This is a genomic window from Lapillicoccus sp. (genome assembly GCF_039935575.1).
Lineage (GTDB): Bacteria > Actinomycetota > Actinomycetes > Actinomycetales > Dermatophilaceae > Lapillicoccus.
In genome coordinates, this window is the sequence record NZ_JBDTKA010000073.1 from 55,375 (window position 1) to 73,491 (window position 18,117).

18 protein-coding genes and 1 pseudogene are annotated in these 18,117 nt (G+C 69.1%); 8 read left to right on the top strand and 11 right to left on the bottom strand.

Going from position 1 to position 18,117, the window contains the following annotated elements:
• Positions 1 to 51 precede the first annotated feature (51 nt).
• From gap to ABI385_RS09140, 5 genes are all read left to right on the top strand, one after another.
• Positions 52 to 1,056, top strand: a complete 1,005-nt coding sequence (gene gap, locus ABI385_RS09120) for a type I glyceraldehyde-3-phosphate dehydrogenase (protein ID WP_348103432.1) — start codon at positions 52 to 54, stop codon at positions 1,054 to 1,056.
• 13 nt (positions 1,057 to 1,069) lie between these two features.
• A complete protein-coding gene (locus ABI385_RS09125; protein ID WP_348103433.1) occupies positions 1,070 to 2,287 on the top strand; it encodes a phosphoglycerate kinase in 1,218 nt (405 codons plus the stop codon).
• Positions 2,284 to 3,087, top strand: coding sequence for a triose-phosphate isomerase (gene tpiA / locus ABI385_RS09130; protein WP_348103434.1), 804 nt, complete (start codon positions 2,284 to 2,286; stop codon positions 3,085 to 3,087). Before ABI385_RS09125 ends, tpiA begins: the two co-directional genes overlap by 4 nt.
• A gap of 113 nt (positions 3,088 to 3,200) precedes the next feature.
• Positions 3,201 to 3,449 (top strand): preprotein translocase subunit SecG, encoded by a 249-nt coding sequence (gene secG / locus ABI385_RS09135; protein ID WP_348103435.1) that lies wholly within the window; start codon positions 3,201 to 3,203, stop codon positions 3,447 to 3,449.
• Between the two features lie 37 nt (positions 3,450 to 3,486).
• Positions 3,487 to 3,837, top strand: a complete 351-nt coding sequence (locus ABI385_RS09140) for an RNA polymerase-binding protein RbpA (RefSeq protein WP_348103436.1) — start codon at positions 3,487 to 3,489, stop codon at positions 3,835 to 3,837.
• Positions 3,838 to 4,022: 185 nt separating this feature from the next.
• Here the strand turns inward: ABI385_RS09140 and pgl are convergent, their stop codons facing one another.
• From pgl to tkt, 5 genes are all read right to left on the bottom strand, one after another.
• On the bottom strand, positions 4,023 to 4,790 hold the full coding sequence (gene pgl / locus ABI385_RS09145; RefSeq protein WP_348103437.1) for a 6-phosphogluconolactonase: 768 nt from the start codon (positions 4,788 to 4,790) through the stop codon (positions 4,023 to 4,025).
• A gap of 3 nt (positions 4,791 to 4,793) precedes the next feature.
• Entirely contained in the window at positions 4,794 to 6,032 is a 1,239-nt protein-coding gene (locus ABI385_RS09150; protein ID WP_348103438.1) for a glucose-6-phosphate dehydrogenase assembly protein OpcA, read from the bottom strand.
• Positions 6,029 to 7,570 carry a glucose-6-phosphate dehydrogenase gene (zwf, locus tag ABI385_RS09155; RefSeq protein ID WP_348103439.1) on the bottom strand — a complete coding sequence of 514 codons (1,542 nt, stop codon included), beginning with the start codon at positions 7,568 to 7,570 and terminating at the stop codon, positions 6,029 to 6,031. Before zwf ends, ABI385_RS09150 begins: the two co-directional genes overlap by 4 nt.
• A gap of 37 nt (positions 7,571 to 7,607) precedes the next feature.
• Complete coding sequence (gene tal / locus ABI385_RS09160) at positions 7,608 to 8,720, bottom strand: transaldolase (protein WP_348103440.1); 1,113 nt, start codon at positions 8,718 to 8,720, stop codon at positions 7,608 to 7,610.
• A gap of 91 nt (positions 8,721 to 8,811) precedes the next feature.
• On the bottom strand, positions 8,812 to 11,124 hold the full coding sequence (gene tkt, locus ABI385_RS09165) for a transketolase (RefSeq protein ID WP_407068247.1): 2,313 nt from the start codon (positions 11,122 to 11,124) through the stop codon (positions 8,812 to 8,814).
• A 186-nt stretch (positions 11,125 to 11,310) separates the two neighbouring features.
• On the opposite strand from tkt, the gene ABI385_RS09170 reads away from it, so the two are divergent.
• The gene (locus tag ABI385_RS09170; protein WP_407068248.1) at positions 11,311 to 12,267 is read left to right on the top strand and encodes a heme o synthase; all 957 of its coding nucleotides are present in this window, start codon (positions 11,311 to 11,313) and stop codon (positions 12,265 to 12,267) included.
• Between the two features lie 8 nt (positions 12,268 to 12,275).
• Here the strand turns inward: ABI385_RS09170 and ABI385_RS09175 are convergent, their stop codons facing one another.
• The 6 genes from ABI385_RS09175 to ABI385_RS09200 form a co-directional block, all read right to left on the bottom strand.
• Positions 12,276 to 13,022: a hypothetical protein gene (locus ABI385_RS09175; RefSeq protein ID WP_348103441.1), complete on the bottom strand. Its 747-nt coding sequence runs from the start codon at positions 13,020 to 13,022 to the stop codon at positions 12,276 to 12,278.
• A complete protein-coding gene (locus ABI385_RS09180) occupies positions 13,022 to 13,228 on the bottom strand; it encodes a CopG family transcriptional regulator (RefSeq protein ID WP_348103442.1) in 207 nt (68 codons plus the stop codon). The genes ABI385_RS09175 and ABI385_RS09180 overlap by 1 nt, the downstream gene beginning before the upstream one ends.
• 294 nt (positions 13,229 to 13,522) lie before the next feature.
• Entirely contained in the window at positions 13,523 to 14,464 is a 942-nt protein-coding gene (locus ABI385_RS09185; protein WP_348103443.1) for a COX15/CtaA family protein, read from the bottom strand.
• Complete coding sequence (locus tag ABI385_RS09190) at positions 14,454 to 14,954, bottom strand: GNAT family N-acetyltransferase (RefSeq protein ID WP_348103444.1); 501 nt, start codon at positions 14,952 to 14,954, stop codon at positions 14,454 to 14,456. Before ABI385_RS09190 ends, ABI385_RS09185 begins: the two co-directional genes overlap by 11 nt.
• Before the next feature lie 405 nt (positions 14,955 to 15,359).
• Positions 15,360 to 16,106: an ABC transporter permease gene (locus ABI385_RS09195; RefSeq protein WP_348103445.1), complete on the bottom strand. Its 747-nt coding sequence runs from the start codon at positions 16,104 to 16,106 to the stop codon at positions 15,360 to 15,362.
• Positions 16,103 to 16,819 carry an ABC transporter ATP-binding protein gene (locus ABI385_RS09200; protein WP_348103446.1) on the bottom strand — a complete coding sequence of 239 codons (717 nt, stop codon included), beginning with the start codon at positions 16,817 to 16,819 and terminating at the stop codon, positions 16,103 to 16,105. The genes ABI385_RS09195 and ABI385_RS09200 overlap by 4 nt, the downstream gene beginning before the upstream one ends.
• Before the next feature lie 90 nt (positions 16,820 to 16,909).
• Here ABI385_RS09200 and ABI385_RS09205 point away from each other — a divergent pair, with 90 nt between their 5' ends.
• Together ABI385_RS09205 and ABI385_RS09210 are read left to right on the top strand one after the other, a co-directional pair.
• Positions 16,910 to 17,641, top strand: a complete 732-nt coding sequence (locus ABI385_RS09205) for a helix-turn-helix domain-containing protein (RefSeq protein ID WP_348103447.1) — start codon at positions 16,910 to 16,912, stop codon at positions 17,639 to 17,641.
• Positions 17,638 to 18,117, top strand: a pseudogene (locus ABI385_RS09210) (Fe-S cluster assembly protein SufB); the annotation flags it as partial. The gene ABI385_RS09205 and the pseudogene ABI385_RS09210, both read left to right, overlap by 4 nt.

Below are 18,117 nucleotides of genomic sequence, written 5' to 3' on the forward strand. Positions count from 1 at the left end.
ACTAGGGTCGTGAGGCATTGCAGACCCATCATCCGGAAGGTTTGAGACACCGTGACTGTCCGCGTAGGAATCAACGGATTCGGCCGCATCGGCCGCAACTTCTTCCGCGCCGCAGCGGCGTCGGGACACGACATCGAGATCGTCGGGGTCAACGACCTCACCGACAACGCCACGCTCGCGCACCTGCTCAAGTACGACTCTATCCTCGGCAGGCTCGACGGTGACGTCAGCGCCTCGGAGGACGAGATCACCGTCAACGGCACGTCCTTCAAGGCGTTCGCCGAGCGTGACCCGGCGGCCCTGAAGTGGGGGGACCTCGGAGCCGACGTGGTGATCGAGTCCACGGGCTTGTTCACCGACGCGCTCAAGGCCAAGGCGCACGTCGACAACGGGGCCAAGAAGGTCATCATCTCGGCTCCCGCCAAAAACGAGGACTTCACCGTCGTCATGGGCGTCAACGACGGCGACTATGACGCGGCAAAGCACACGATCATCTCCAACGCGTCCTGCACGACGAACTGTCTCGCGCCGATGGCCAAGGTGCTCAACGACGAGTTCACCATCGTCAAGGGCCTGATGACGACCATCCACGCCTACACCCAGGACCAGAACCTCCTGGACGGCCCGCACAAGGACCTGCGCCGAGCCCGCGCGGCCGCTCTCAACATCGTGCCGACCTCGACCGGAGCCGCGAAGGCGATCGGACTGGTCCTGCCTGAGCTCAAAGGCAAGCTGGACGGCTTCGCGATGCGCGTGCCCATCCCCACGGGGTCGGCGACCGACCTCACCTTCGAGGCGGGCCGCGAAACCAGCGCCGAGGAGGTCAACGCGACGGTCAAGGCGGCGGCTGACGGCCCGCTCAAGGGCATCCTCAAGTACACCGCGGACCCCATCGTCAGCAGCGACATCGTCACCGACCCGCACTCGTGCATCTTCGACTCGGGTCTGACCAAGGTGCTCGGCAACCAGGTCAAGGTCGTGGGCTGGTACGACAACGAGTGGGGCTACTCCAACCGCCTCATCGACCTCGTCGAGCTGGTCGGTCGCGATCTGTGACGGCCCTGACGCCTTGAGGACCCTCGCCGACCTCGTGTCGGCCGATGACCTGCGCGGCAAGCGTGTGCTGGTCCGGTCCGACCTGAACGTGCCGATGGACGGCACGACGATTACCGACGACGGCCGGATCCGGGCTTCGGTGCCCACCATCAGGACCCTCTCCGATGCGGGTGCTCGCGTCGTCGTGTGCGCCCACCTCGGCCGGCCGAAGGGTGCGCCCGACGACCGATACTCGCTTGCTCCCGTCGCGTCCCGGCTCTCCGAGGTGCTCGGTATGCCGGTTGCCTTCGCCACCGACACGGTGGGCGAGTCGGCCCGTGCGGTGGTCGCCGCAGCCGGGGACGGTGACGTCGTGCTGCTGGAGAACCTGCGGTTCAACGCAGGGGAGACGGCCAAGACCGACGAGGAAAGGGCCGAGTTCGCGGGCCAGCTCGCCTCGCTCGCCGACGTGTTCGTGTCCGACGGGTTCGGGGTCGTGCACCGCAAACAGGCCTCGGTCTACGACGTGGCCCGGCTGCTGCCGCACGCTACGGGCGGGCTGGTCTCGACGGAGGTCGACGTCCTGCGCCGCCTCACCCAGGACCCCGCACGCCCCTATGCCGTCGTGCTCGGCGGCGCGAAGGTCTCCGACAAGCTGGGCGTCATCGGCAATCTGCTCGGCACCGCCGACCGGTTGCTGATCGGCGGCGGGATGGTGTTCACCTTCCTCAAGGCCCAGGGCCACGAGGTCGGGTCCAGCCTGCTCGAGGCGGACCAGGTCGAGACGGTCAAGGGATACCTGGCCGACGCAGCCGCTCGCGGCGTCGAGATCGTGCTGCCTGTGGATGTTGTTGCTGCGACGGCGTTCTCCGCCGACGCCGACCATGAGGTCGTCGCGGCCGACGCCATCCCGGCCGACCGGATGGGACTCGATATCGGGCCCGAGTCTTCCGCTCTCTTCGCCGAGAAGCTGGCGGACACGCGTACCGTCTTTTGGAACGGGCCGATGGGCGCGTTCGAGATGGCTCCCTATGCCGCGGGCACCAAGGCGCTCGCCGAGGCGCTCGTGGAGGCAACCTCGCGCGGCGCCCTGACGGTGGTCGGTGGCGGCGACTCCGCTGCGGCCGTGCGCCAGCTCGGGTTCGACGACGACCAGTTCGGCCACATCTCGACGGGCGGGGGAGCGAGCCTGGAGTTCCTGGAAGGCAAGGAGCTTCCCGGGTTGACCGTCTTGGAGGAGGACAGCCCGTGACCGCCGCTAGAGCCCACCGGACGCCGCTGATCTGCGGCAACTGGAAGATGAACCTCGACCATCTCCAGGCAACCCACTTCGTGCAGAAGCTCGACTGGACGCTGCGCGACGCCAAGCACGACTACGACGCGGTCGAGGTGGCGATCCTCCCGCCGTTCACGGACCTGCGCTCGGTGCAGACGCTCGTGGAGGCGGACAAGATGAAGATGACGTACGGCGCCCAGGACCTGTCGCGGCATACCTTGGGACCGTTCACCGGACAGATCTCCGGGGCGTTCCTCGCCAAGCTCGGCTGCACGTATGTCGTGTGCGGTCACAGTGAGCGACGCGAGCATCAACACGAGACCGACGAGGTGGTCAACCACAAAGTGCTCTCGGCGTTCCACCACGGGCTCACCCCGATCCTGTGCATCGGTGAGGGTCTCTCCGTGCGCCGCGAGGGCGGGGCCGTGCCCTTCGTCGTCGAGCAGCTGCGGGCCGCGCTCCTCGACGTCAATCCCGAGAATCTCAGCGACATCGTCATCGCCTACGAACCCGTCTGGGCGATCGGCACCGGCGAGGTCGCCACCCCCGAGGACGCCCAGCAGGTCTGCGAGGCGATCCGCCACTTCGTCGCCGACATCTCCAGCGGCGCGACTGCCGACCAGACCCGCATCATCTACGGCGGCTCGGTCAAGTCCAAGAGCATCGCCTCGCTGATGGCCCAGGACGACGTGGACGGCGCACTGGTCGGCGGCGCGTCGATCGACCCCGAGGAGTTCGCAGCGATCTGTCGCTTCCGCGAGCACGTCACTGCATAGATGCGGCTCAGGTATCCTGTCGAGAGGCACTTTCCGTCTCGGGGTGGCATGCATCTCTCGCCGGGATGCTGTCGCCAAAGGTGTCGCCCGAACCAGATGGGAACTCTTCGCTCGTGAACGCCATCAAGATCGGCCTGCAGGTGCTGCTGGTCGTCTCGAACCTCTTCCTGATCCTGCTGATCCTCATGCACAAGGGCAAAGGCGGCGGGCTTTCGGACATGTTCGGGGGCGGCATCTCGACCTCGCTGGGCGGGTCGACTGTGGCCGAACGCAACCTTGACCGGTTCACGGTCGCGATCGGGATCGTCTGGTTCGTCACGGTCGTCGGGCTGGGCCTGTTGACCCGTTTCGCCACCACCTGAGTTTCTTCACCTCTAGTTCACACCAAGGGAGTACGGCATGGCGAGCGGCAACGCAATTCGTGGCAGCAGGGTCGGCGCCGGGCCGATGGGGGAGGCGGAGCGTGGCGACTCGGCTCCCCGGATCTTCCTGTCCTACTGGTGCTCCAACGGCCACGAGACGCGGCCGAGCTTCGCCGAGGAGCCTGGTCTGGTGCTGCCCGAGACCTGGGACTGCCCGCGCTGCGGGTTCCCCGCGGGTCAGGACAAGGCGCACCCGCCGGCACCGCACAAGGTGGAGCCCTACAAGACCCACCTCGCGTATGTGAAGGAGCGCCGCAGCGACGCCGACGGCAAGGCGATCCTCGACGAGGCGCTCGCCACCCTGCGCCAGCGCGGCCTGATCCAGTAGTCGGGCCCCCGTCCGGGTTTGACCGCAAACCCGACGGGTCCGTTGGTATCCGCCGCCGGCGGCCGCGGTCGTCGACCGCGTGGTCGGTTGTTGCGGCGGGAACGGCAGAACGTCCGCGCTCGTCGACCACGTGGTCGGTTGTTGCGGTGGGATCGCCAGAACGGCTCGCTGGTCCTGCTCGCCCGTCAGCGCAGGTTGGTCGCGGCGGCTCGGTCGACGAGCCAGAGCGTCGACTCCCGGCCGTGGACCGAACCGGCCGGCGCCTCCTCGCGGGAAGCGCCCCCGAGCGAACGCGCGACCGCGTCAGCCTTGTCGTCGCCCGACACAAGGAACCAGACCTGGCGGCCCGACTCGAGCGAGCGGAACGTCAGCGACACCCGGTCCGGTGGGGGTTTCGGGGAGTTGTGAACCGCCACCGCCGCGGCCTGGGACTTCAGGGCCGGGTGCCCGGGGAAGAGCGACGCCACGTGCGCGTCCGGTCCGACGCCGAGCATGACGACGTCGAAGTCGGGCACCGAGACGCCGCGCGGATCGGGGCCGCGAATGCCGCTGGCCAGCTCACGGGCATACAGCGCTGTCGCCTGCTCGGTGGACCCGGCGCGGTCAGGCCCAGCCATAGGGTGGACCCGGAACGCGTCGAGGCCCAGGGAGTCGAGCCCGGCGTCACGGGCCTGCGTCTCGTTGCGGTCGGGGTCACCGGTGTCGAGGTAACGCTCGTCGCCCCACCAGACCTCCACCATCGTCCAGTCGACAGCGTTGCGCAGGGGCGACGCCACCAGCGACGCGATGATGGCGCTGCCCATCGACCCGCCGGTCAGCACGATCTGGGCCATCCCCCGGGAAGCCTGGGCGTCGGCGCAGGCCAGCGCGAGCCGGGTCGCCGACGCATCGGCGAGCAACTGCTTGTCGCGGTGCACCACGACCAGGCGCTCGGGTGTCTCGACGAGTGGCATCGATCAGGCCCCCGGCGCCCGGCTGGGGCGGCGGCCCTTGGCCGCGGTGTCCTCCGCCTCGGCCTGCTTGACCGCCGCGCGAGCCGACTTCGTGGTCGCGCGGCGGCCGACGACCCGTTCGCGCTCGGTCGGCGCCCCGGCGACCTTGCGGGCCGTCGCCTTCTTGACTGCCACCGTGTCGCCCCGGTCCGGGGGCGGCTTCGCCGTCACCATCTCGGCAGCCTCCTTGGACAGGGGGCTTCTCCCCAGCTTGGCCGCGAGGCGTCGAGCCTGCTTTGTCGAGGGCGCCTGTCCGCGGGCGGCGGCCTCGGACGCGGTGAGGCGGACCGTCTTGAGGGTTTGCAGCCCCTTGGTCAGCGTTCGGCTGTAGGTGTCGTCGTCGTCCAGCCGGCGCAGCTCGTCGGCGAGACACTCGGCCAGGCCGCGACGCTTGAGGCTGATCCGTCGGTCGGGCTGGCCGGGCTGCGACAGCGTGGCGATGGTGCCGTCGGGGCGTACCAGGTCGATGTGGCCGCTACTGCGCGAGAGTCGCACGCTCACGACTCCCGTCCCGGCCGCAGTGCGGACGCGGCGGACAGGCACCTTGAGCGTCACTCCTAGCCAGGCCGCGAGCAGCTCGGACGAGGGGGAGTCCAGGGCACCGGCGACCACCGCCTCTGTGACCACCTCGTAGGGCGGCCCGTCGAGCGCTGCAGCGAGCAGGCCGCGCCAGCGCGTGATCCGGGTCCAGGCCAGGTCGGTATCACCGGGCTGGTAGTGGTCGGCCAACCGCTTGAGCATCGCCTTGGGGTTTCTCGACTCCGCGGCGTCGGTGATGCGACGCTGAACCATCTGGGCGATGGGGTCGACGCGCATGTCGACCGGGGCCTCGCGAGGCCACCACGCGACGACGGGGGAGTCGGCCAGCAGCAGCGGTACGACGACCGACTGCTCGTGGCTGGCCAGCGTGCCGTAAAGCCGCATGACGATGATCTCGCTGGCGCCGGCGTCGCCGCCGAGCCGGATCTGTGCATCCAACCGAGTGGCTCCGCGGCGGTTGGCCGCGACGACCACGATGATGCGGCACGGGTGCTGGCGGGAGGCGTCGTTGGCGGCCTCGATGATCTCCTCGGCCTCGTGATCCTCGACCACGATGATCAGGGTGAGGACCCGACCGAGGGTCATCGCGCCGACGTCGTTGCGCAGGGCGACGAGCTTCTTGCTCACTGCGACCGTCGAGGTCTTCGGCAGGTCGATGATCACGGCATCCTCCAGGTGCGGCCGTCGCGTTCCATCATCTCGTGCGTCGAGGTAGGTCCCCACCCACCCGCCGCGTACTGCTCTGGCCGGCCGTGCTTGCTCCACCACACCTCGATCGGGTCGAGGATCCGCCAGGACAGCTCGACCTCCTCGTGGCGCGGGAACAGCGGCGGGTCGCCGAGCAGGACATCGAGGATGAGCCGTTCGTATGCCTCGGGAGACGACTCGGTGAACGCGCTGCCGTAACCGAAGTCCATGGTGACGTCACGGACCTCCATCTGGTTGCCGGGAACCTTGGACCCGAACCGCATGGTGATGCCCTCGTCCGGCTGGACGCGGATCACGATCGCGTTCTGGCCGAGCTCCTCGGCTGCGGTGTCGTCGAACGGCAGGTGTGGCGCGCGCTTGAAGACGACGGCGATCTCGGTGACCCGCTTGCCCAGTCGCTTGCCCGTGCGCAGGTAGAACGGGACCCCGGCCCAGCGGCGGGTGTCGATCGTCAGCTTGACTGCGGCATACGTCTCAGTTGTCGAACCGGGGGCCACGCCGTCCTCCTCGAGGTAGGCGCGCACCTCCTCTTCGCCTTGCCAGCCGTGAGCGTACTGACCGCGGGCCGTGTCTCGGCCGATCTCTTTGGGGATCTGGACGGCCGAGAGGACCTTCTCCTTCTCGGAGCGCAGGTCACGGGCGCCGAACGAGACCGGCTCCTCCATGGCGGTCAGCGCGAGCAGCTGCAGGAGGTGGTTCTGAATCACGTCCCGGGCCGCGCCGATGCCGTCGTAGTAGCCCGCGCGACCGCCGATGCCGATGTCCTCGGCCATGGTGATCTGCACGTGGTCGACGTAGTTGGCGTTCCAGATCGGCTCGAACATCTGGTTGGCGAACCGCAGCGCCAATATGTTCTGGACCGTCTCCTTGCCCAGGTAGTGGTCGATCCGGAAGACGGAGTCACTCGGAAAAACCCGGCCGACGATGTCGTTGAGCTCGCGAGCGCTCTTCAGGTCGTGGCCGAACGGCTTCTCGATGACGACCCGCCGCCAGCACGTGCCCTCGGGCGCCGCGAGGCGGGAGCGCTGCAGCTGCTCGCAGACCTGGGCGAAGTTGCCCGGCGGGATCGAGAGGTAGAAGGCCAGGTTGCCTCCGGTGCCCCGGTCGTGCTCGAGCTGGTGCACGGTGTCGGAGAGCAGGTCGAACGCGGCCGGGTCGTCGAACGTGCCTGGGACGAAACGGAACCCCTCTGCCAGGTTGCGCCACACATCCTCGCGGAACGGCGTGCGCGCGTGTTGACGGACCGACTCGTAGACGACCTGGCCGAAGTCCTGGTGGGCCCAGTCTCGGCGGGCGAACCCCACCAGGCTGAACCCTGGCGGGAGCAGCCCGCGGTTGGCCAGGTCGTAGATCGCCGGCATCAGCTTCTTGCGCGACAGGTCCCCGGTGACGCCGAAGAGCACCATCCCGCACGGTCCCGCGATCCGTGGGAGCCGGCGGTCGCGCGGGTCACGGAGCGGATTGACACCGGGCGCGACCCGCGCGGGGCTCACGACATTCTCGTTATGGTCGGCGCTGAGAGTCCCGACCTCACCGGGCCGCCTTCTCGAGGTTGGCAGTCGCCTCGCTGAGCAGCTCGCCCCAGGACTTCGCGAACTTGTCGACGCCCTCGACCTCGAGGAGTTGGACGACGTCGGCGTAGCTGATCCCGATCGCGTCGAGGTCGTCGAGCACCTTCTGGGCGTCGGCGTACTCGCCGGTGATCGTGTCGCCGACCACCTCACCGTGGTCAGCGGTCGCGTCGAGGGTCTTCTCGGGCATCGTGTTCACCACGCCCTTGGCGACCAGGTCGACGACGTAGAGGGTGTCCTTGTAGGCCGGGTCCTTGACCCCGGTCGAAGCCCACAGCGGACGCTGCGGGTGGGCCCCCTGGTCGGCCAGGCTGGTCCAGCGCGGCGTCGAGAAGACCTCCTCATAGGCCTGGTAAGCCAGTCGGGCGTTGGCCACACCGGCCTTGCCCTTGAGAGCCTTCGCCTCGTCGGTGCCGATCGCGTCAAGGCGCTTGTCGATCTCGGTGTCGACGCGGGAGACGAAGAACGAGGCGACCGACTCGAGGTTGGAGAGGTCTTTGCCATTGGCGTGCGCCTGCTCGAGACCAGTGAGGAAGGCGTTCATGACCGCGCGGTATCGCTCGAGGCTGAAGATCAGGGTGACGTTGACGCTGATGCCCTCGGCGAGGACGGCGGTGATCGCCGGCAGCCCTTCGAGCGTCGCCGGGATCTTGATCAGGACGTTGTCCCGGTCGACCGCACCCCCCAGCTCCTTGGCCTGCGCGATGGTCTTCGCGGTCTCGTGCGCCAATCGGGGGTCGACCTCGATCGAGACGCGCCCGTCCACGCCGTCGGTCGAGTCGAAGACCGGCTTCATCACGTCGCAGGCGTTGCGGACGTCGTCGGTCGTCATCGCGAAGACGGCCTCCTCGACCGTCTTGCCGGCCTCGGCGAGCTTGGCGATCTGGTCGTCGTACGCCGTCCCCTGGGACATGGCGGCCTGGAAGATCGACGGGTTCGTCGTGACCCCGACGATGTTGCGGGTCTTGACCAGCTCCGCGAGGTTGCCGGAGTCGAGGCGGTCGCGCGACAGGTCGTCGAGCCAGATGGAGACGCCGGCGTCGGAGAGTGCCTGGAGGTTGTCGTTGGTCATGGTGCTCAGCTTCCTGTGCTTCGTGGTGAGAAGGGTGAGACGGGTGCGGCGAGTCAGGCGTGCGGCGAGTCAGGCGTGCGGCGGTTGGCGATCAACGAGCGCCGGCGGCCGCCTTCTTGGCCGCCGGGACGACGGCGTGCTTGTCGGTGGCAGATCCGTTCGAGGTCGACCGGGGGTTGACCTCGGCGACGGGGGCGACCACGGCGGCAGACTCCGTTGCCTTGGCGGCCTTGATGGAGTTCTTGGCCGCGCGGACCGTGGCCTCGGGTGTGATGCCGAACTCCTTGAAGAGGGTCTTGTAGTCGGCGGAGGCGCCGAAGTGCTCGAGGCTGATGATCCGCCCGGCGTCGCCGACGTAGTCGCGCCAGCCGAGGCCGACTGCCGCCTCGATGCTGACCCGGGCTCGGATCGTGGGCGGCAGGACCTTCTCGCGATAGGCCCTGGTCTGCCGCTCGAACCATTCCCGGCAGGGCATCGAGACGACGCGGGTCCTGATCCCGGACTTCTCGAGCTTTTCGCGGGCCTCGACCGCGATACTCACCTCGGAGCCGGTCGAGATGAGGATGACGTCGGGCGTCTGCGCACCGTCCGGACCGCCGTCGACGAGCACGTAGGCGCCCTTGCGGGCCTTGCTCGCCTTGGCGAAGGCAGTTCGGTCGTAGACGGGGAGGTTCTGCCGGGTGAGGACCAACCCGGCCGGGTCGCCGTTTTCCAGGATCGCGCCCCAGCAAGCCGAGGTCTCGTTGGCGTCCGCGGGACGGACCACGTCGAGCCCGGGCATGGCGCGCAGGGCCGCGAGCTGCTCGACCGGCTGATGTGTCGGCCCGTCCTCGCCCAGCCCGATGGAGTCGTGCGTCCACACGAAGGTGACCGGGAGGTCCTGGAGCGCCGCCAGGCGTACCGCCCCTCGCATGTAGTCGGAGAACACCAGGAAGGTGCCGCCGTAGGGGCGGGTCAACCCCTCGAGCGCGATGCCGTTGAGGATGCAGCCCATCCCGAACTCCCGGATGCCGAAGTGCAGCGTCCGACCGCCCGGCCCACCTGGCCACTCCGCCGTCTGCTTGTCGGTCGGGATGAACGACGAGACACCGGCCATCGTCGTGTTGTTGGACTCGGCCAGGTCGGCCGACCCGCCCCATAGCTCGGGGACGACGCCGGACAGGGCGTCGAGCACCTTGCCCGACGCGGCGCGGGTCGACATGCCCTTGGTGAGATCGGAAGGGAAGGTGGGCAGCGCCCGGACCATGCCGTCGGGCAGCTTGCCTCGCACGAGCCGGTCGACGGTCGCGGCTTTGTCGCGGTTCGCCTTGCGCCAGGTGGCATATCTCTTGTCCCAGGCCTTGTGCGCGGCTTTGCCTCGCGCTTCGACCTTGCGAGCGTGCGCGAGGACCTGACGCTCGACCGGGAACCGCTTCGAGGGGAACCCGAGGAGCGCATGGGTCGCCTCGACCTCCGCGTCGCCGAGCGCCGAACCATGCGCCTTGCCGGTGTTCTGCTTGGTCGGCGCCGGCCACGCGATGATGGTGCGCAGGATGACGATCGACGGCTTGTTGCGGACCTTCTTGCCCGCCTCGAGCGCGGCCAGGAGGGCGTCAACGTCTTCGACGTAGCGGTGCCCGCCCTCGTCGTCAGCGGCCTGCTTGCGCCAGTCGACGGTGCGCACGTCCCAGCCGTAGGCCTCGAAGCGCATACCGACATCCTCCGAGAACGAGATGTTGGTGTCGTCCTCGATCGAAATGTGGTTCTGGTCGTAGACCAGGCTGAGGTTGCCGAGCTCCTGGTGCCCGGCGAGCGCGCACGCCTCGTGCGTGACGCCCTCCATCATGTCCCCGTCGGACGCGACCACGTAGATGTGGTGGTCGAACGGGCTCTCACCCGGTGTGGCCCCGGCGTCGAACATCTCGCGCTGCCGCCGCTGCGCGAACGCCATACCGACCGCAGAGGCGAGCCCGGACCCGAGCGGGCCGGTAGTGATCTCGACGCCCTTTGTGTGATGGACCTCGGGATGGCCCGGCGTTAGGCTCCCCCAGGTGCGCAGCGCCTCGAGGTCCTTCATCTCCAGGCCGTAGCCGGAGAGGTAGAGCTGGATGTACTGGGTCAGGCTCGAGTGCCCGCAGGAGAGCACGAACCGGTCACGGCCGAGCCAGGCCGGGTCGGCCGGGTCGTGGACCATCACGTTCTGGTAGAGCAGGTAGGCCAGCGGTGCCAGCGACATCGCGGTGCCAGGGTGCCCGTTGCCGGTCTTCTGCACCGCGTCGGCCGCCAGGATCCGGGCGGTGTCGACGGCGCGCACGTCGAGGTCGCTCCATCCGGCCTTCTTCGCGATGGGGAGCGGCAGGTCGGGGCTGCGTCCCTTGAGCACCGAGCCCCGGTGTGAACGGGCCGAGCTAGCTGACGGGGTCACTGGACGTTCTCCTTCAAGCCGGAACCTGTTGCTTCGAGCCTATCGTCCGCAAATGTCCCGGCACCATGGGCGGACCGGCGCGTAGGAGACCCGGCCCTGGGGCTGGCTTGTGGGTGGTCGGTCTAGACTCGTGTTAGCAACCGAAACCATCACCACCGTTCCGCCTCCCCACTGCCGAAGGACCTCGTGACCGCTCTCGACCCACGCGCCGACCTGGCGGCGGCCCCTTCGCCGGACGGCCGTGGCGTGCGGTTCGTCGTCGGCCAGTACATCGCCCTGACCAAGCCGCGGATCATCGAGCTGCTGCTGATCACCACGGTCCCGGTAATGTTCCTCGCGCATCGTGGGGTGCCGTCGCTGTGGCTCGTCGTCGCGACTCTCGTGGGCGGGACGTTGTCCGCTGGTGCAGCCAACACGTTGAACTGCTACCTCGACCGCGACATCGACGCGGTCATGCACCGCACGAGCAACCGCCCGTTGGTCACAGGGACCGTATCCCCGCGCGCCGCACTGCTTTTCGGGCTCTTGCTCACCATTGCGTCGACGCTGTGGCTCGGCCTGCTGGTCAACTGGCTCAGCTCCGCGCTCGCCCTTGCCGCGCTGCTGTTCTACGTCGGCGTCTACACCGCCCTGCTCAAGCGGCGTACCTCCCAGAACATCGTGTGGGGCGGAGCAGCCGGCTGTATGCCGGTGCTCGTCGGCTGGTCGGCCGTCACCGGGTCCCTCGCCTGGACACCCGTGGTCCTGTTCGCCGTCGTGTTCCTCTGGACGCCGCCGCACTACTGGCCGCTGTCGATGAAGTTCAAGGACGACTACGCTGCCGCGCACATCCCGATGCTGCCGGTGGTCGAGAAGTTCATCGTCGTGGCCCGTCAGGTGGTGGCGTACTCGTGGGCGATGGTGGCGGCCTCGCTGCTTCTCGTTCCGGTGGGGCGGATGGGCTGGGTCTACCTCGTCGGTGCCGTCGTCGCCGGGACGCTGTTCGTCGTCGAGGCGCACCGCCTGCTGCGCCGGGCACGCGAGGGAGCCGGTCCCGCCGTCCTCAAGCCGATGCGGCTGTTCCACTTCTCGATCACCTACCTCACGATCCTGTTCGTGGCGGTCGCGATCGATCCGCTGCTGCACATCGCCGTCCTGCGCTGACGCTGTTTTCAGCGGGCTTCGTAGATCTGGACCGACTGGTCGTCGGGGTCGGTGACCGAGACGTGTGATCCGAAGTCCTCGTGGACGACCTCGGCGGTGAAGCCGGCCGAAGCTAACCGCGCGGCGAGATCTGCCATCGGCTCCCGGGTCGTGAAGGTCAGGTGCACCGCCCCCGGCGCGTCGACGACAGGCAGCTCACCGGCATAAACGACGTGGAGGTTGACCTCACCTCCTGCGTCCTGCGCCTCGAACGGCGCGAAATGCTCGGTCCCGCCGTCGACGGCGCGCAGGCCCAAGGCCTCGAGGAATCCGCGGTACGGACCCGTCGGATCAGTGAACCGAGTCGGCGAGACCGTCAGACTCGGGTCTGGCGCCGCCTCCTTTCGCTGGTAGCCGTAGAGGTCGTTGCTCACGCCGTTGAACAGCAGCTGGTCACCGTCGGGATCGGTGACCAGCACGTCACGGCCGTAGGACTCGTCGACCACCTCGGCGTCGGAGAAACCGGCGGCACGCAGGCGCTCGGCGACAGAGTCAGGGTCCCCCACCTCCAAGCTGAGCGTGGTCTGCCCGGACTGGGCTCCCCGGGTGGACGACCCCACCGAGTGCAGGGCCACCATGCCGGCCCCGGCAACCAGGTCGACCCACCCGCCGCCGCGGGACTCGGTCCGGGCGCGCATACCCAGCAGCTCGAGGAAGCGCCGCATGGCGGCGACGTCGTTGGTGAAGCGCACGGGCCGAACCATGGCGGCGGTCATCACAGGGTCCCTTCAGAGGTGGGTGCGGAGGCAGGTTGGGAGGCAGGTTGGGGGGCAGACAGATAAGCGTGGAGCGCGGCCTCGACGAGCGCCGAGAGGCTGACGCCATCGTCGATCGCGCGGTGCTTGACCTCGCGGACGAGGTCGGGGGGGAGGTAGACGTTGAACTGGGACTTGCCCAGCGACCCTGCCGGAGATACTGGCATGCGAGTATGCTAGCACACTAGCTCAGTCAGACCTCCGGCGCCCCGGCGCCCCAGCGCCCCGGTGGCCCGACCTGGACGCCCTGTGGACCATCTCGACCATGACCGGTCGGCCGTCCGTGGGGCTTTGCACAGCGGCGGCGGACTGCGTGTCTGCCCACCGAACCCAGATATTCCCGGGTTTTGGCCGCCTCGGCGTCCGGATTGTCCACAAACAGCAGAGTCCGGTCGCAGAGAACGTGAGTTCGGTCGCAGAGAACGTGAGTCTGGTCGGGCGCCGGCGGACGAGCGGAGCGGTCAGATCGGATGGGCTCGCAGGTTCAGCACGCCGAGCGTGACGACGACGACCAGCAATGACGCGCCCAGCATGTGCACGGCGACGAGCGCCTCCGGTAGGTCCGTGAAGTACTGCGCGTAGCCCACGACGCCCTGCAACAGCGTCACCACCAGCACCGCCCGCCAGGTGCGCTTGGCGCGCACTGACTCGCTGGTCAGCGCCACCGCGACGACGACTGCCACCACGAGGCCGACGAAGAGCATGACGACGTCGGCGTGCAGCCAGGCAACCGACCGGGGGTCGAACCCGGTCCGCGCGGGCTGCACCGCATCTCCGGAGTGCGGCCCCGAGCCGGTGACCACGGTCCCCAGCACGAGGACGACGGCCGCGACGCCCACACAGAGGAGGGCCAGCCGCGCCACCAACGGTGGGACGAGCAGCCTCCGTATGCCTGGCTCCACGTCCTCGCCGCCGCGGACCAGCATGGTCGACAGGGCCACGAGCACCATCGAGATCAGGAAGTGCGAGGCGACGATCGTGGGGTTGAGGGTCAACCGGACGGCGATGCCGCCCACGACCGCCTGCCCCAGGATTCCCGCGATGATGCCGACCCCGAGCCAGTGCAACGGGCGGCGGTGCGGCAACCGGGTGAAGACGGCGTACAGGGCGGCCAGGGCGAGCATCCCGACAACACCGGTCAGGGTGCGGTTGCCGAACTCGATCAGCTTGTGGATCCCCTCCTCCTGATGCGGGACCGGCACGAACGAGCCCGGGACGCACTCGGGCCAGGTCGGGCAGCCGAGTCCGCTGCTCGTGAGCCGCACGATCCCGCCGGTGACGACGATGCCGACCTCTCCGACGAGGTTGGCGATCAGGATGGGCCGCACCCACGACAGGGGGACTGCGGGCAACCGCACCGACCCGACCCGGCGTGCGGTGGGCGCCTCGACGTCACTGGCCACCCGACAGCTCCTTCACCAACATTGCGACCACGTGACCGGGCTCACCCCGTCGCCCGACCTCGACGTACCCACGTCCGTGGTGGAACGCGAGTGACCCCGGGTTCGGGGGCTCGACGTTCACCTCGAGGACCATCCTCGCAAACGGTCGGGCGAGCTCCTCCATCGCGTCGTACACGAACCGGGCGAGCCCCTGCCGTCGGAACTCGTCGTCGATGACGATCCGGTCGAGGTAGTAGAACTCGCCGGCGTAGCGCTCGGTGAACCACGCATAGTTCACCCCGTCGTAGTCCGTCCCCGGCTGGAACGTCACGACGAAACCGGCGAGCTGTTCCCCGAGGTCAAGCACGTCGGCCCGGTCGGCCCATCCGATCAGCTGCTCCAGCCGCTGGCCGTCCAGCGGCGCGAGCAGCTCGACGTCGCGAGCGTTGAGGTTGAGAACCGTGAGGGTGTCGTCCTGGGCGATCGGGCGCAGGTGGGGACGGGGTGTCACTAGGGCAGTGTCTCAGGCAGTTCCTCGGAGGGTGCTGCAGACGGGTCAGCCCCCGAGTCGGGTTGCGGCCCAGCGCAACGACTGCTGCAACGTCGCCGTCCCCGTCTCGAAACATGACTCCCCGGTCGGACGTGCATCTCGACGACGAAGCCCTTGGCGGTGAGCTGGCCGGCGAGGCCTGGGCGGGCCCACGAGCTCGGTTTCGTCCGCGCCGACGTCGGGTCGGCACACCGTCAGGTTCGAGAACGCCAGGCTGACCGAGAAGACGTCCGGGTGCTTGAGCGCCAGACTGCGCGCAGAACCCTCCCATCGAGGAGCCGCCGATGCCGCGGTGCCGGGCATCCGGGAGGGTGGGAGCCTGCGCGGCCCGCGGACACGCCCGTCAGACGCTCCACCTGCTGCCCGTCAGTCGGACCATCTGAACGTCCGAGCGGTCAGGGCGGTGGCTCCGAGACCCCAGAGGACGAGCACGACCACGGGGGCGACCGTGAGCCGGCCCTCGGCGAGCGCGGCACGCAGCCCGTCGCCCAGCGCCGACGAGGGGAGGACGGCGACCGCGGTGGACACCATCCCGGGCAGCTCGGTGCGTGGGACGACCGCGCCGCCGGCAACCAGCAGGAGCACCCAGACGAGGTTCGCTACCGCCAGGACTCCTTCGGCGCGCACGGTGCCCGCGAGCAGGAGGGCGAGGGCGACGAAGGCCCAGGTGCCGAGCAGCAGGAACACGACCGAGTAGCCGAGCCCGGCGACCTCCGGCCGCCACCCCAGAACGAGCCCGACCGCCCCGATGACCACGCACTGGAGCACCTCGACGCCCAGCGTTGCCAACGCCTTGGCGGACAGCAGTCCGTCGCGTCCGAGGGGAGTGGTCCCGAGCAGCCGCAGGACGGCAGACCTGCGCTCGAAGCCGGTCGCGATCGCCGCAGACGTGAAGGAGGCCGAGATGACGCAGAGGGCGAGCACTCCGGGGACGGCGAGGTCGATGCGGCGACCCGTCCCGAGGGATGGAACGGTGCTGACAGCCAGACCGACCAGGGCCAGGAGGGGCAGGACCAGCGAGACGAGCAGCTGCTCGCCGTTGCGCAGCAGCGTCCCGAGCTCGAACCGGGACTGGGCCAGGACCCGGGTGATGGCGGGGGCCGGGGCGCTCATCGCGTGGCTCGGCGGGTGAGCTCGAAGTACAGCGTCTCCAGCGAGCCGGCGCCGACCACCTCGGCTGACGGGCCCTGCGCCATAGTGCGTCCCTCGCTCACGATGACCAGGTGGTCGGCGAGCCGCTCCGCCTCCTCGAACGAGTGGGTCGTCACAACCACAGTCGTGCCCTCGGACCGAACCTCCTCGAGGAGCTCGTGGACGTCGAGGCGCCCGTGCGGGTCCAAACCGGCCGTCGGCTCGTCGAGGAACACGACGTCGGGCCGCCCGACCAACGCGGCGGCAAGGGCGACCCGCTGACGCTGCCCTCCGGAGAGACGACGCACGGTCGTGCCCGCGAACCGGTCGATGCCGAGCCGGCCGGCGAGCTCGTCGACCGGCACCGGGTCCGCATACAGGGAGGCGAGGTGGCGCAGCAGGCGCAGCGGTGTCGTCCCCGTGGGAAGGCCGCCGGACTGGAGCATGACCCCCACCCGGGCGCGGTGCTCGGCGGGGGAGCGCCACGGGTCGGCGCCCAGAACCCGCACGGACCCGCCGTCGGGCCGCTGCAGCCCGACGGCGCACTCGACCGCGGTCGACTTGCCGGCACCGTTGGGGCCGAGGACAGCCGTGACCGCGCCCAGGGGGGCGGCCCAGCTCATCTCGTCGGCCGCGACGAGGGCGCCGAACCGGCGTACCAGCCCCTCGACGGTCACAGCGGCGGTAGTCGGCACCCCGTGAGTCTAAGGACGGAACCAGGGCGGCAACCGGGCTTAGGCTGACCTTACTATCGGGCCTCTTGACAATTACGTCACAATGGCATGGTGTTTATCAAACCGGAGGAGCAGCGCACCCGCGAGCGGGTCCTCGCAGTCGTCTCCGAACACGGACCGGTCACCGCCAGCGAGGTCGGACGCCTCCTCGGCCTGACGCCCGCGGCGGTCCGACGTCACCTCGACACCCTCGCCGACCAGTCCGCAGTCACCGAGCATGACCCCACCACGGGAACCCGCGGACGCGGACGCCCCGCCCGGGCGTACGTGGTCTCCGACACGGGGCACGGTTCCCTGCCGACCGACTATGAAGGACTGGCGACCGAGGCGCTGCGCTACCTCGCCGCCGCGGGCGGCGACGAGGCCGTCCGCGACTTCGCACGGGAACGGATGTCCGGGTTGGAGCAGCGGTATGCGGGCCGGCTCGCCGATGCCGGTCACGAGCCCGCTGCTCGGGTCGACGCCCTTGTCGAGGCGATGTCCGAGGACGGTTTTGCCGCATCGGCCCGCCCGGTCGGCTCCGGTTCGCTCGCCGGCATCCAGCTCTGCCAGGGGCACTGCCCTGTCGGCCACGTCGCCGAGCAGTTCCCGGCGTTCTGTGACGCCGAGACCGACGCCATCTCCCGTCTGCTCGGGGTGCACGTCCAGCGACTGGCCACCTTGGCCGGCGGCGCGCACGTCTGCACGACGTTCGTCCCGCGAACTCCGCAACCGCCGGGAACACCACGACTCTCCACCTCCTTGAACCAGGTAACACCTACCCACGAAGGGGCACCGCGATGACCACGCACATCGAAGAGCTCAACCCCGGCCTGAAGGACCTCGGCCGGTACGAGTACGGATGGGCCGACTCCGACAGCGCCGGCGCAACCGCCAAGCGCGGTCTGAACGAGGACGTGGTCCGCGACATCTCGTCGCGCAAGAGCGAGCCCCAGTGGATGCTCGACCTTCGCCTCAAGTCGTTGCGTCTGTTCGGCAAGAAGCCGATGCCGTCGTGGGGGTCGGACCTGACCGGGATCGACTTCCAGAACATCAAGTACTTCGTGAAGTCCACCGAGAAGCAGGCCACCTCCTGGGATGAGTTGCCCGCGGACATCAGGAACACCTACGACCGCCTCGGTATCCCCGAGGCAGAGAAGCAGCGCCTCGTCGCGGGGGTGGCGGCGCAGTACGAGTCCGAGGTCGTCTACCACCAGATCCGCGAGGACCTGCAGGAGAAGGGCGTCATCTTCGTCGACACCGACACCGGGCTGCGCGAG